Here is a 12,810-nt window from a genome sequence, read left to right on the forward strand (position 1 = left end):
AGTTATCTCAGATGACAAATTCATTTCAGTATCAATACAGTTCAGTGATACGTATTTAATAGACCGGACTAACACAGATTTAGTTCCCAATAATTTGTCTTTCCTACTCCTACCATTAACTGGCCTTTCTCGCGTAATACTTATCTTTCTCCCAATCAAAGTTACAGGGTAACCTGTGTGTTTTTTGTATTGACTATTTTTTATTCACACAGGCCTATACGACACAAACTCAAAATGGGATTATGTTTGTAACGGAAGAGCTTTTAATAGAAAAAGACAGTAATGGATAAAATCAAATGGATGTGCTCATGAGTAAAGTCATTCTACAAGGGCATATTCTTGTGCCAGACAACGACCTAGAAGCCGTCACACAAGCGCTGGTTGTTCATAAGGAAGTCACACTCTCAGAACCCGGTTGTATCGTGTTTCGAGTCAGTCAAAGCGCACTTCAACCTAATCGTTTTGAAGTGTATGAAGAATTCACTAGCCGTGAGGCGTTTGAAGCGCACCAACAGCGAGTAAAAACGTCTGAATGGGGTGAAACCTCCAAGAACGCAACACGTCACTACCAAGTCACCGATGTTCTGACACCTAATGATTGACCCGCTAGCCAACCGTATCATCACGTTGATCAAACAAGATCCCTTGCGAATGCAGGTTTTAGACTGTGTCTCTCAACTGAATTTACCGCAGTGTTATGTTTCGGCGGGCTTTGTGCGAAACCTCGTTTGGGACGACCTACATAACTATGATTCCCCGACTCCACTTAATGATATTGATGTGATCTACTTTGATCCTAGCGATACCTCTTACGAATCGGCTCTTAGATACGAGGTTCAGCTTCAAGAGTGGTTACCTGAACTCAACTGGCAAGTTCGCAATCAAGCCAATATGCACACTCGAAACGGGGATGGGCCTTACCAAGGTTCATTGGATGCGATGCGTTACTGGCCAGAGAAAGAAACCGCCGTCGCCGTGAAGCAAAGCCTAACAGGGGAAGTCGAGTGCATTTCGGCTTTTGGTTTAGAGAGTTTGTTTGATTTAAAGATCACACCGAATCCCAATCACAGCAGAGACGTGTTTGATCAACGAGTTCAGTCTAAAAACTGGTTAACTCATTGGCCGAAGTTAACTATTGGTTGTTTGAGTCTCAAAGGGTCCTTTGTCGCTCGTACTAATTAGTCGCAAATTTTATACATTAATATGTTTAATATAAACTATGGTTAATATTAACTCACATCCATATAAGGTAGCTATTATGTCGATTTTACGTGCGTTACTGATACTTATAAGCTTAGTTATCATTGGGTGTGCTGATACACATAAACTTCAGGTTACGGATGTAAACTCGACAGCTAAATTTGAAACAAGTGATTCAGTTTTAATCGGCCGCTCAAAGAATGGGGAATATGGGAAGCACTATTATTCAGGCTCAGGACTAATGGTGAGTAAAGCTCTTCAATCAGAGTTATTCACAAAACTAAACAACGTCGCAATCGCTAACCAAGCAGCTGATTACAATTTTGTCCTTGAATATGCGAAAAGCAATGAGTTCGACTACTTAATTTTTCCTACCATATTACACTGGGAAGATCGCGCGACTGAATGGTCAGCTAAGCCAGATAAAGTAAGCGTAAAAATTACAGTTGTTGATGTTAAAACAAAAGTAATTATTAAGTCTGGCATAATCGAAGGAAAAAGCGGGCTAGCTACCTTTGGCGGTGACCACCCACAAGACTTATTGTCAGAGCCGGTCAGCGAATTTATGGCTAGCCTATTAAATTAATTATCGTGGTGATTCAATAATTGAGCTCTATTACGTAGACAACATCAACTCGACCTTATGACACCGTAGTTAGCATGGTTAACCTATGTCGAATCAAACTTTGCCTCTGTAAAACCATTGACTAAAAGCCCAATCAGATCGAACATGCCCCACTTCTCAAATCAAACGCGCACTTCACGAACTGCTGCGCTCTCTCGTCATACTGAGTAACGACCATGAACCAACAATACATGCTGCAAGCTCTTGAAGCTTCGCGCCAAGCCCTACCCGATTGCCAACCAAACCCGCCTGTGGGTTGTGTTTTGGTGAAAAACGATAAGGTGGTGTCTGTTGGATATACGCAAAAGGTCGGTGGAAACCACGCCGAGGTTGAAGCACTGAATGGCTATGACTGCGAAACGGATGGAGAAATGGAAGGCGTTACCGCTTACGTAACTTTAGAGCCATGTTCATTTGTTGGCAGAACACCCGCTTGCGCCAGTACATTGGTTAAAGCCGGTGTGAAACACGTAGTAGTAGCGATGCTAGACCCAGACCCTCGCAATAATGGCCGTGGTGTGGCGATACTCGAATCACACGGAGTGAAAGTGGATGTAGGACTATGCCAAGCACAAGTGAGCGCCTTTTTAACCCCTTACCTTGGTAAGTCCTAGCTCTAAACAGCCAGTATTAGCTCAATTTCACTCGGTAAAGTGGGTTTACTGGTTTGTCGACAAAATACGACCAGATATGATCGTAGACCGCATGTTGGTTAGGAAACGGCGCAAGTGCTTTCGCTTCCTCTAAATCGCACCAGCGGTACTCTGTATGTTCGTCATTCAGTTCAATCGCTTGGTTGGGTGGGCATAGCACCGCAAACACAGGGATTAGCTGAATCACATTAACGTGAGCCTCGTAAAACTGCTCCAGAAACTGCGCGTTATACAAAGCTTCCACTTTAATTTGGGTCTCTTCTTCAAACTCGCGCACGATAGCCTGCCAGCCTGTTTCACCTGCTTCAATCGAGCCTGCGACATGGCACCAAAATTCGCCCTTCACACGCTTCATTAATAGCATTTTCATTTGTCCGTCGACCTCTGAAAGAGCGACACCGGATACAATTGAAGTATTGAGTGGAATCATAACGTTACCTTAGTTTTCATAAGAGGGCGGCAAGGCTACCACCCTTCGTTTGTGAAGTTACCTTCTATGATTAAAAACGAGAAGTTACTCATCAATTAATGAAGTTCAAGCCATAACTCATGGGTTCCGTGTTAAGCGTCTCGCTTAGCTATCCAGTAATAGAACCATTTCTTATTTGAGGCGCTTTTCGATAAAGAGTAGAATCGCCGCCTTGTACTGTGTTTAAAACCTTTAAACATACACAGTAGACTCACAACCATTTATCACCACGATATAAGTATTAATACGACTATGCACTCATCAAAACCAACGCACGACTCAGAAAACAGCCATACTCCTGAGCATTGCTTCACTCGTTTTCAACAGCCGATCGAGTCATATTCGTTGCCTGAGCGTTTCACATTCCCGTTCTATTATGAACCGCATCCACTGTGTGAAATCGCCTCTCATCAGCTTCAACAATATCTAGAAACGCAAACCGACTGGCAGCATGACTTCGGGCTAAATTCAGACGCAGGCCGCGGAAAAATGTTTGGTGTGTTACTGGTGAAAAGCCCTGAAGGTGAGCTTGGTTACTTCTCTGCTTTCTCTGGAAAAATCGCCGACCAAAACCTACTGCCTCACTTTGTGCCGCCCGTATTTGACATGTTGAGCAGCGACAGCTTTTTCCATCAAGACACAGCCGACATGATGGCTGTGAATGCGAAATTTAAAGCGCTGCAAGCAAACGCTGATTACCTTGAACTGTGCGAGCAACTGGCACAACAAAAAGCACAAGCTGAACAAGAGATTGAAGCTCAGCGTTTATTAATTATAGAAGGCCGAAAAACACGTAAAGAACAACGCGAACAAGGTAAAGAAAACCTTGATGAGCAAGCCTTCGAACAGCTAAATAACGAGCTAAATAACGAGCTAAACAAAGCCAGTGTTGCCGACAAGAATCAACAAAAATATCTCAAGCTCAACTGGGAACAGATCCTAAACGAGTTACAAATCAAAGTTGATGTGTTCACTAATCAACTAGCTGAACTCAAAGAGCAAAGAGCACACATTTCTCATCAGCTTCAGCACAAACTGTTTTCACAATACGCTTTCCAGAATGCGGAAGGAAACATTGAGGATCTGAACCAGATCTTTGAAGACACGCCAAACAAGATACCACCAGCAGGTTCTGGCGAGTGTGCCGCACCCAAGCTTTTGCAATACGCGTATTTAAACGGTTACACACCATTGGCACTGGCTGAATTTTGGTGGGGTCGTTCTCCAAAGTCGGAAATCCGCAAACACAAAAAATACTACGCCTCTTGCCAAAGTAAGTGTGTACCGATTTTAGGCCATATGATGAAAGGCCTTGAAGTCGATCCCAACCCATTGCTAGAAAACCCAGCAGAAGGCAAAGACCTCGATATCTTATTCCAAGACGATCACATCGTTGTGGTGCACAAACCAGCAGGTTTTCTATCAGTTCCGGGTAAAACCATCAAAGATTCGGCCTACACTCGCGTTCAAGAAATGCATCCCGATGTTGAAGGGCCATTTGTTATCCACCGCTTGGATATGGCGACCTCTGGCATTCTAATATTTGCGCTTACACGACGTGCGAACAAAAGCTTACAGAAACAGTTCATTACTCGTGAAGTTGAGAAGCGTTACGTGGCAATGATAGAAGGCGTTTTAGAGCAAGGTGAAGGCTATGTTCGCTTACCATTGCGTGGAGACTTATACGATCGTCCTCGTCAGATTGTCTGCTTCGAACACGGCAAGCCTGCTGAAACGAAGTGGGAAGTGATTGAGCGAAACCAAGACACAACAAAGGTTTACCTGCACCCTAAAACAGGGCGTACACACCAGTTGCGTGTTCACTGTTCACACGAAGAAGGCCTTAACATGCCTATCGTCGGTGATGGCCTATATGGCAATAAAGCCGACCGACTGCACCTACACGCAGAAAGGCTAGCACTGCACCACCCAGTAACCAAAGAGTGGATGGAGTTCCAGTTCGACGCTGAATTCTAAGCGTTAAGCCTATTTTCTGCGTTAAGCCTACTTTCTGCGTTAAGCCTAAGAGATAAACCAGAGTCACAAACCATTTGTGACTCTGACTCCCTCTTTCTCCTACCCCTTTCGGATAATTCACCACGCTTATTGCACTACATCAAGGTCCACTTTGTTGTGAGGAGTAGCATGCGCCTCTTCTTCTTTCCTTGAGGCCTTTGATATGTCATCAGCTGCTTTGAATATACAACCCAACACAACGACTTCTTCCGTGATCGCTTCGCAAGCACTAAGCTTGAAACCACTCACAAACAAAAAGCCAGATTTAAACTCGGCAATGCTCAATCTAATTGAAGAAGTGAAAAACGAACTCCCTCTTTACGAGTCGGAGACGTTTATCTGTGGGCCAAAAGGAAACTGCGCCGGTTGTTCTAAGAAACTATTGGAGATGGTCGACAGTGAGTTGATGTATTGGGAACACAGCATTTCAATTGGTCAAGGCCCTAACTTCGAAGAGCTGCGTCGCTTTGGTAAGCTATGCAGCAGCGTTAGACGTGGCTTAGAGCGAAACGGGTTAGTCGAAAAGCGCCCAAAGAAAAGGTAACAGTCCAACTCGATAATCATTACAATGTGTCGTAGGCTGTTACAAGCTACCCTCGATTAACTGATTGAACTCGTTAACTATAAGGGTGATAGTACTTTGTATTACAATTCAGAGTACAGACCGATTCATCGAAACTCAATCATAGGTACGAATTCATAGAAGCTAGTTCATAGATATTTTTCGCCATTGTCTTGAGCGACTCTAACCTTCATTTCTGCTTAGCTTTGAACCTTCGGAAAACCAACATCACATTCATTTAAAGCCCTTTATTGGATAGCGGGGAAATACCTTGAAGAAACCACAACCAATACTGGGTCAGACCGGTATGCTATTTTTCCTCGTCATCATCAGTGCGTTTCCTCCATTGACCATCGACCTGTATTTGCCAGCCCTTCCACAAATGGTCGAGGTGTTCAATACCGACCAATCGATGGTCAACCTAACCCTGAGCAGTTACTTCGTGACCTATGCGGTTGGCCTGTTGTTCTGGGGACCACTCAGTGAAAAGTTCGGGCGTAAGCCGATTCTACTCATTGGCATCGCAAGCTATATGGTGGCGAGCGTCTTATGTGCCATGACCAATAGCATCGAGCAGTTGATTGGTGCTCGTATATTCCAAGCCTTTGCGGGCAGTGCCATCACCGTTATCGCAACCGCCATTGTGAAAGACCTTTATGATGGCCGAGAACGCGAAAAGATCATGGCGACTATCATGTCTCTGGTGATCATCGCACCGATGGTCGCGCCTGTATTTGGTGCTTTCCTGCTGAAAATAGCGTCTTGGAGAATGATGTTTGTCACCCTCGCCATTTTTGGTGCATTTGCGTCAGTATTAGCTTGCTGCTACCGAGAAACGCTCGAAAACAAATACCAAGGTTCTATATTCCGCTCATGGGGAAGAATGGGCGTGGTCATGAAAAACCGCTCGTTCGTCAAGCTGCTGGTCATTTTCTCTATCATACCGATGGCGTTGATGGGCTTTCTTGCGGCGGGTTCTTATATCTACATCGATCACTTTGGATTGACCGAACAACAGTTTAGTTACGCGTTCGCATTCAATGCATTGTGCGCCTCATTTGGCCCAACAATTTATATGAAGTTGTCCTACAGAATATCAGTTCAAAAGGTCATCTCTGGATGTTTTGCTTTATTGGCGATAGCAGGAATCTTTACCCTAACCATCGGCGACTTGTCCCCTTGGTTCTTTATGTTTATCGCAGCACCAGCGACGCTGATGGTTATCATCATGCGTGTACCAGGCACCAACTTAATGCTGAACCAGCAAGATCATGACACGGGCTCTGCCGTCGCACTGATACAGTTCTTCAGCATGATTTGTGGCTCGCTTGGCATGGTGTTGGTTTCAATACGCCCAGAGTCACTGATTGAAAACCTAGGCTTTATCCAATTATCGGTGGGAATCCTAGGCGGCTTGATGTGGCTGATGGTCAGAAACAAAGAGTATGTGACTAAGAAACTAAATTAAGCTCTTCCAAAATAGCTAAGTTATGTACTCAAACACGATTTAGGGCGTCCTCGATCGTGTTTGAGGTCTCGCCCTCACTGGCTTTAGCGCATATTGGCTCCAATCACCTAAATTGGAGTTAAAACCATGAAATGGACACATTTACTGTTCACATCCCTACTTTTCCTTTGCAGTTCAGCCATCGCTTCCGATGTCGGGTTCACTCAAGTCACCTTAACTGACGATCCTAATCGCCCGCTAAACACTGTCATTTGGTATCCCACACAAGATGTATCAGACACAACCTTGATTAGCGATAACCCAGCCTTCATCGGCACGCAAGTCATCAAAGATGGAGAGATTCAATCCGGCACTTTTCCAATAGTACTGTTATCACACGGTTACCGAGGAAACTGGCGAAACCAAAACTGGTTGGCGACCGAACTTGCGAGTCGTGGCTACATCGTAGCGGCCACTGACCATCCGGGAACCACTTCTTTCGACCAATCCCCGAAGCAAGCAGCGAAATGGTGGGAGAGACCACAAGATATGTCACGCATTCTGGACTACTTGTTATCCCAAACCCAGTGGAAGCAATTTGCTGACGCTGAAAATGTTACCGCAATCGGGCACTCTTTAGGTGGCTGGACTGTAATGCAACTGGCTGGAGCTAAACTGGATAGACCAACCTTTGAGGCTAATTGTTTGGTATACCCGAACCCACGGATTTGTGGACTCGCTGTGGAGTTAGGGCTATCCAAAGTCCAAGCCCAAGAACCAAGCAATAAAGACCTTTCAGACCCTCGAATTCAACGTGTAGTTAGCCTTGATCTGGGGCTTGCTCGCAGCTTCTCAGTCGGCAGCTTAAATGACATCACAGTGCCAACCTTAATACTCGCAGCTGGAGTCGATATTGGGGGAGATCTACCTCAGGCATTAGAGTCTGGCTACATTGCTGAGCACATGCCTCTTAATTTAAGACGTTATAAGGTCTATGAAAGCGCTACCCATTTCAGCTTCATTCAAAGCTGCAAACCTGGGGCAATACCAATACTTGAAGAAGAAGTGCCAGGCGATGGCATTATTTGTAAAGATGGCGTTGGTACATCACGAGACCGGTTGCATCAATTGTTCTTAAACGACATTGTTAGTTTTCTGAATTGATTAACGGAAAGCAAACACACTCAATCTAACACTAGTGGCGAACTTCGATACTCACTCGGAGTTTGCCCAGTTATCCTTGAAAACTCTCGATTGAAATTGGACTTGGTCTGAAAGCCCGAACTAAGAAAGATGTCAGTTATCGCTTCATCACTTTGCTTCAGGAGAGTCTTAGCATGCTCAATTCGATAGGTGTTAATCACCTTTGAAATGTTCTGGTGGTGAGTTTGATTAATCGCAGACGATATTTTTCGAGCTGGGATACCTAGCTTTCTCGCCACTCGATTGAGGGACAAATCAGGATCTTTGAACACCTGATGATCCTTCATTAATGCATCAAACTTAGCGACGATTTGCGGGACTTCTTCATCGACTTTTAAGCTTCTCGACGATACCGCAGATACATCGATATCTTCAGGAGAATAGCTTGGTGTTGTCAGTTCACTCTGCTGTTGGTTTTGTTCCTGAATCGGAGACGTACTAGTGCTGACAACAATCACAGTCCCAACAATCGCAGGAATAAGAACTAAGTAGCTAATAGATAGGATCAAGTCTGTGTGTTGTGCGTTGAGCAGCAAAATATCATACGAGATAATGCTATCCACGAGAGCTGAAAACAGTAAGGCTATACCAGCCGTACGCTCTGCATACAAAACATTCGATACATCACTCAGCCTGACGTGCTCTGGAAAGTTAAACGATGACTTCAACAACAAGCAGCCATAGCCGAGGTACAACGAGATCAACAATAGATCAATCGTTCCATCCCAAATATACGAATAAGAAAAGGAGCCAACCAGAACAACCACTGGGCCTAAGCAATGCAAAAGAGACAAAGGTTTACTTCGATGAACTCCCGCAAAGCAGAGCCATGCAGCCACCGGTATACTTGCCCCTAGAACCGGTTGTAAGAAACGGAACAGTGCAATATCAAACGTCCAACGTAGCCCAACGACAGTAATCATCAACGCACACAACATAATAAACCAAAACGGTTTTTGGCTTGTTTGTGGGTAACGATATCGAAGCAAAACAGCCGTGATAAATAACAACAGAGCAGCAACAAATGGCAGGGGAATGGCGAGCATCAAAGTTCCATTTTAATAACAGAGTATATAGCGTCGATAGCTCAATAAGTATCGATGATAACTTGAACTCATGGTAATTCATTCGCCATATATAATAAAGACTCCTAGTCAGGAGCCTTTATTATCAAAATCAGTGATAACTAAGTTTGGTCAGTTGCTATTAAGCGTTAGCCACTTGGCGTGCCGGGTGTTTGATAAACACAGCGACTACAGCCACGATTGCAAGTGCAAAACAGTAGTAAGAGTTAGACACGATTTCTAGAGGCGATAGGTTAAACACAGAGCCCAATAGCAATACCTGAGCACCGTAAGGCAACACGCCTTGAATCACACAAGAGAAGATATCCAACAAGCTTGCTGAGCGACGCGGAGACACATTGTTCTCTTCCGCCAATTGGCGAGCCACACTACCAGATACAATAATCGCTACCGTGTTGTTTGCAGTACATAGGTTCACCATAGATACCAAGCCAGCAATACCTAGCTCACTCGCACGGCCATTCGCTTGCTTAGAGTGTGAAGAGCCAAACGCACGAATCACACCACTTACCAAGTTAGTCAGAAACGCCAATCCACCTTGACGACGCATTAGCTCACTCAAACCACCAATCAGCATCGACAGTAAGAAGATCTCTTGCATGTTGCCGAAGCCTGCATAGATATCTTGAGCGTAATCAGTCATACCGTAGTTCTCAACAGAACCTAGGCTCACGCCACCCGCTAGCAAGATACCAATGGTCAGCACGACGAATACATTCATGCCCGATACCGCAAGAATCAGAATAGTGATGTACGGCAGAACTTTGAGCCACTCAATTGAGCCTGTTTCAGGCACTTGAGTTGCCGTGCTATTGAAAGCAAAGATGACAATCGCTATCAATGCAGCAGGAAGTGCAATGCGGATGTTCTCTTTAAACTTGTCTCTCATCTCACAGCCTTGCGAACGTGTCGCGGCAATCGTGGTATCAGAGATGATTGAAAGGTTGTCACCAAACATCGCGCCACTTAAAACAACACCAGCCGTCAGTGGGATGCTCATGCCTGCTGAATCTGCAATGCCTAACGCAACAGGTGCAACCGCAGCGATGGTACCCATCGACGTACCCATTGCGGTCGCAATGAAAGCAGAAATAAGGAAGATACCCGGTAGAATCATGCTTGTCGGAATCGCCGATAGGCCAAGATTTACGGTCGCGTCAACGCCGCCAGACGCTTTAGCCACAGCCGCAAAAGCACCCGCCAATAGGTAGATCATACACATTGCGATAATGTCTTTGTGACCGACTCCACCCAAGAATTGCTCGATAGCGCGGTTCAACTTATCTTTGCTTAGCAACAACGCCAACATCACAGCAGGCAAAGCTGCAATTGGAGCTGGAAGCTGATAGAAAGCAAAATCGACGCCTTGCAGTGACAAGTACGTACCTACGCCAATAAACAGCGCTAGGAACACGATCAGAGGGATAAGCGCAACTGCAGAAGGGGCAATTACAGCATTAGAATTTTTCGAATTGGACATGGAACATCAACGCAATAGAACAGGAAGGTGAGCAGACTAATGTCACACTTAGAGCTTGTCAACGTCTAGACGTCTAAACGCCCAATTTAATGCAAAGTAATAAGCACGCCATTGAACATCACATAATAGAAAAGGCTACTTACTAACCAAGTAAGCAGCCTTTGGATAACAGATCATGTAAGCAGAAAGCTTTATAACTTTTGTTTAAATATCACTTCATATTCGCCTAACTCGTCATAACGTACTGTCGTTAGTTGATCGAATTCGACTTCAACAACACCACAATATGACCCGGTAATAATGGCCTCACCCGCTTCGAAGCTAACACCACGTTGAGTCATGGTGTTAATCAGCCAATAGATAGGCGTTTGTGGTAGTGAGTTTGGGTGCTTACCTGCGAATGCTTGAACTTGTTCGCCTTGCGTCACTTCAATGTTGATCTCAGCAGAAGTGAACGCTTTTTCACGGTCAATCTCTGGTCCAATGAACAGGCCTTGGTTTACTAGGCCATCAGCAAGCTTTTCGTAGAACTCAGCACCACTGTCATCAGCAAAGCGAGATTGAATTAACTCAAGGGCCATATGGCAAGAACCGATAGCGTCATTGATTTGCTCTTCGCTGTAACCTTCTTGGTTTGCAGGTAGGCTCTTAACAAGCGTAAATGCAATTTCAGGCTCAACGCGTACTACGTCGTTGTCAGCAAACAGTTCGCAAACCTCGCCTTGTTGAACACTACCCGAGAAAATAGGCGCAACAATGAACTTGTCTTCAGCCAAAGGAAGCAAACACTTCCAACCACCGACCTTGTCGCTCTTGAGATCGATCATTGATGATTGGATCTTTAGCGCATCTTCCAAGTTATTCGGACGATACTGTTCGTCCAATCTTGGGGCTTTGGTTCCCGCAACGCGGCGACTTAGCAGCTCTTCAGCTGCTTGCCTAAATACATTTGTCATATAATACCACCTTTATTGTTATGACCAGTATAATATCGGATTTCTTGAAGCTTGAATAGACAATTAAACAACGAACCAACACCGCAAATTCAGTCATTAATTTCCGCATATTCTAAACGTAACCACATAAAACCATGTTGATTTCAATAAGGAAAAAGCCAGTAAATTGATTACTAGCTTTCTAAGCGTACTACTGATGACTAGACTTTACTGCCCTTTTAACGTCTTCTTCAGGTTTTGCATGAAGTTTCTGAAGTGAGGCATGAAGTCAACAAACAGAGGGTGCTTTCTATCTTGCATCATCATAGGGCCAAGTAAACGAATACTCACCCCTAGTCGCGCTGCTGATTGTTCGTCTAAGCCGCTGTCTTGTTTGATCTTCTCAACAATCGCGAACATGTTTTCTCTGTCTTCAATTTCAAACTGCATGGTTTGCAGTTCCCGATCTTCTTTGATGTTCACTTCTTCGATAGTGATGCGGTAGTTGTTATGTTTGCCTGTGAATACTGTCATGTGGATCTCCTACAATGCTTAAAAAGTGTGTTGGCTAGCTCTTCATGAATCGTTCGAGCTTAGGTTTAACCGTCATCGACATTACGACCATGATCGTAAGGCCAATAGGAAGCGCAGCAATAAATCCATTAAACCATCCACTGGTAAACGCCGATGTATCCGAAAATCCAATGTTATTTGCCGCTGTTACCAATGCCATGATGGACTCCATGATAAAAGCCATAATCAATCCCACGATTAGGTTGCGAGCTTTCTCGCCGTAATTGGGTAATACCTTGGCGACCAACTTAGTCACCAAAGTCATCATCACCATGCCAATTGGCATCATAATCACAACAACTAGGGCTAACGAAGAGAGCCAGTTGCCGATGAATGCCTCGCCGAATCCGACATTCATGTAGGTCATCACCGCCGTTAAGCTGCCGCCAATGGTTAGCATTAAGCTCATCATGACCAAAACTTTGTATAAAACGGGTGTGCCTTTTTGCTCAGGAAGAGTTGGCGTTAGTGCTGCTTGAATCGTCATATCTATTTCCTGTCTTGAATTTACGAACAATTAAGTTGATAATGTCAACTATAAATATAGTGGTTGATATTGTCA

14 protein-coding genes are annotated in these 12,810 nt (G+C 44.5%); 8 read left to right on the forward strand and 6 right to left on the reverse strand.

Annotated elements, in window-relative coordinates:
• The first annotated feature begins 308 nt into the window (after window positions 1–308).
• The 4 genes from OCV30_RS22545 to OCV30_RS22560 all read left to right on the forward strand — a co-directional run bounded on the left by OCV30_RS22545 (window position 309) and on the right by OCV30_RS22560 (window position 2,439).
• On the forward strand, window positions 309–602 hold the full coding sequence (locus OCV30_RS22545) for a putative quinol monooxygenase (RefSeq protein ID WP_065678907.1): 294 nt from the start codon (window positions 309–311) through the stop codon (window positions 600–602).
• Window positions 595–1,182, forward strand: a complete 588-nt coding sequence (locus OCV30_RS22550) for a nucleotidyltransferase family protein (protein ID WP_065678890.1) — start codon at window positions 595–597, stop codon at window positions 1,180–1,182. The genes OCV30_RS22545 and OCV30_RS22550 overlap by 8 nt, the downstream gene beginning before the upstream one ends.
• 76 nt (window positions 1,183–1,258) lie before the next feature.
• Complete coding sequence (locus tag OCV30_RS22555) at window positions 1,259–1,786, forward strand: DUF4823 domain-containing protein (protein WP_009844743.1); 528 nt, start codon at window positions 1,259–1,261, stop codon at window positions 1,784–1,786.
• Between the two features lie 215 nt (window positions 1,787–2,001).
• Window positions 2,002–2,439: a bifunctional diaminohydroxyphosphoribosylaminopyrimidine deaminase/5-amino-6-(5-phosphoribosylamino)uracil reductase RibD gene (locus OCV30_RS22560; RefSeq protein ID WP_065678891.1), complete on the forward strand. Its 438-nt coding sequence runs from the start codon at window positions 2,002–2,004 to the stop codon at window positions 2,437–2,439.
• Window positions 2,440–2,455: 16 nt separating this feature from the next.
• Here OCV30_RS22560 and OCV30_RS22565 read toward each other — a convergent pair whose 3' ends face one another.
• Window positions 2,456–2,908, reverse strand: a complete 453-nt coding sequence (locus OCV30_RS22565) for an NUDIX hydrolase (RefSeq protein WP_065678892.1) — start codon at window positions 2,906–2,908, stop codon at window positions 2,456–2,458.
• A 291-nt stretch (window positions 2,909–3,199) separates the two neighbouring features.
• On the opposite strand from OCV30_RS22565, the gene OCV30_RS22570 reads away from it, so the two are divergent.
• The 4 genes from OCV30_RS22570 to OCV30_RS22585 all read left to right on the forward strand — a co-directional run bounded on the left by OCV30_RS22570 (window position 3,200) and on the right by OCV30_RS22585 (window position 8,136).
• Window positions 3,200–4,924: an RluA family pseudouridine synthase gene (locus OCV30_RS22570; protein WP_065678893.1), complete on the forward strand. Its 1,725-nt coding sequence runs from the start codon at window positions 3,200–3,202 to the stop codon at window positions 4,922–4,924.
• A 202-nt stretch (window positions 4,925–5,126) separates the two neighbouring features.
• Window positions 5,127–5,507, forward strand: coding sequence for a hypothetical protein (locus tag OCV30_RS22575; RefSeq protein WP_065678894.1), 381 nt, complete (start codon window positions 5,127–5,129; stop codon window positions 5,505–5,507).
• Window positions 5,508–5,796: 289 nt separating this feature from the next.
• Window positions 5,797–6,993, forward strand: a complete 1,197-nt coding sequence (locus tag OCV30_RS22580) for a multidrug effflux MFS transporter (RefSeq protein ID WP_442478152.1) — start codon at window positions 5,797–5,799, stop codon at window positions 6,991–6,993.
• 126 nt (window positions 6,994–7,119) lie between these two features.
• Window positions 7,120–8,136: an alpha/beta hydrolase family protein gene (locus OCV30_RS22585; RefSeq protein WP_065678895.1), complete on the forward strand. Its 1,017-nt coding sequence runs from the start codon at window positions 7,120–7,122 to the stop codon at window positions 8,134–8,136.
• Between the two features lie 20 nt (window positions 8,137–8,156).
• On the opposite strand, the gene OCV30_RS22590 is transcribed toward OCV30_RS22585, so the two are convergent.
• The 5 genes from OCV30_RS22590 to OCV30_RS22610 form a co-directional block, all read right to left on the reverse strand.
• The gene (locus OCV30_RS22590; RefSeq protein WP_065678896.1) at window positions 8,157–9,224 is read right to left on the reverse strand and encodes a helix-turn-helix domain-containing protein; all 1,068 of its coding nucleotides are present in this window, start codon (window positions 9,222–9,224) and stop codon (window positions 8,157–8,159) included.
• A gap of 157 nt (window positions 9,225–9,381) precedes the next feature.
• Window positions 9,382–10,740, reverse strand: a complete 1,359-nt coding sequence (locus tag OCV30_RS22595) for a Na+/H+ antiporter NhaC family protein (RefSeq protein ID WP_065678897.1) — start codon at window positions 10,738–10,740, stop codon at window positions 9,382–9,384.
• 191 nt (window positions 10,741–10,931) lie between these two features.
• Window positions 10,932–11,696: a hydratase gene (locus OCV30_RS22600; protein WP_065678898.1), complete on the reverse strand. Its 765-nt coding sequence runs from the start codon at window positions 11,694–11,696 to the stop codon at window positions 10,932–10,934.
• Between the two features lie 207 nt (window positions 11,697–11,903).
• Entirely contained in the window at window positions 11,904–12,209 is a 306-nt protein-coding gene (locus OCV30_RS22605) for a DUF3861 domain-containing protein (protein WP_017091521.1), read from the reverse strand.
• A 34-nt stretch (window positions 12,210–12,243) separates the two neighbouring features.
• Window positions 12,244–12,735, reverse strand: a complete 492-nt coding sequence (locus tag OCV30_RS22610) for a DUF2798 domain-containing protein (RefSeq protein WP_065678899.1) — start codon at window positions 12,733–12,735, stop codon at window positions 12,244–12,246.
• Window positions 12,736–12,810: the final 75 nt, after the last annotated feature.

The organism is Vibrio atlanticus, from assembly GCF_024347315.1.
In the GTDB taxonomy this organism is placed as follows: domain Bacteria; phylum Pseudomonadota; class Gammaproteobacteria; order Enterobacterales; family Vibrionaceae; genus Vibrio; species Vibrio atlanticus.

What these genes read in the sequence shown, in the direction of transcription:
- OCV30_RS22545 (WP_065678907.1), top strand. Translation starts at nt 309, where the DNA reads ATGAGTAAAGTCATTCTACAAGGGCATATTCTTGTGCCAGACAACGAC.
- OCV30_RS22550 (WP_065678890.1), top strand. Translation starts at nt 595, where the DNA reads ATGATTGACCCGCTAGCCAACCGTATCATCACGTTGATCAAACAAGAT.
- OCV30_RS22555 (WP_009844743.1), top strand. Translation starts at nt 1,259, where the DNA reads ATGTCGATTTTACGTGCGTTACTGATACTTATAAGCTTAGTTATCATT.
- OCV30_RS22560 (WP_065678891.1), top strand. Translation starts at nt 2,002, where the DNA reads ATGAACCAACAATACATGCTGCAAGCTCTTGAAGCTTCGCGCCAAGCC.
- OCV30_RS22565 (WP_065678892.1), bottom strand. Translation starts at nt 2,908, where the DNA reads ATGATTCCACTCAATACTTCAATTGTATCCGGTGTCGCTCTTTCAGAG.
- OCV30_RS22570 (WP_065678893.1), top strand. Translation starts at nt 3,200, where the DNA reads ATGCACTCATCAAAACCAACGCACGACTCAGAAAACAGCCATACTCCT.
- OCV30_RS22575 (WP_065678894.1), top strand. Translation starts at nt 5,127, where the DNA reads ATGTCATCAGCTGCTTTGAATATACAACCCAACACAACGACTTCTTCC.
- OCV30_RS22585 (WP_065678895.1), top strand. Translation starts at nt 7,120, where the DNA reads ATGAAATGGACACATTTACTGTTCACATCCCTACTTTTCCTTTGCAGT.
- OCV30_RS22595 (WP_065678897.1), bottom strand. Translation starts at nt 10,740, where the DNA reads ATGTCCAATTCGAAAAATTCTAATGCTGTAATTGCCCCTTCTGCAGTT.
- OCV30_RS22600 (WP_065678898.1), bottom strand. Translation starts at nt 11,696, where the DNA reads ATGACAAATGTATTTAGGCAAGCAGCTGAAGAGCTGCTAAGTCGCCGC.
- OCV30_RS22605 (WP_017091521.1), bottom strand. Translation starts at nt 12,209, where the DNA reads ATGACAGTATTCACAGGCAAACATAACAACTACCGCATCACTATCGAA.
- OCV30_RS22610 (WP_065678899.1), bottom strand. Translation starts at nt 12,735, where the DNA reads ATGACGATTCAAGCAGCACTAACGCCAACTCTTCCTGAGCAAAAAGGC.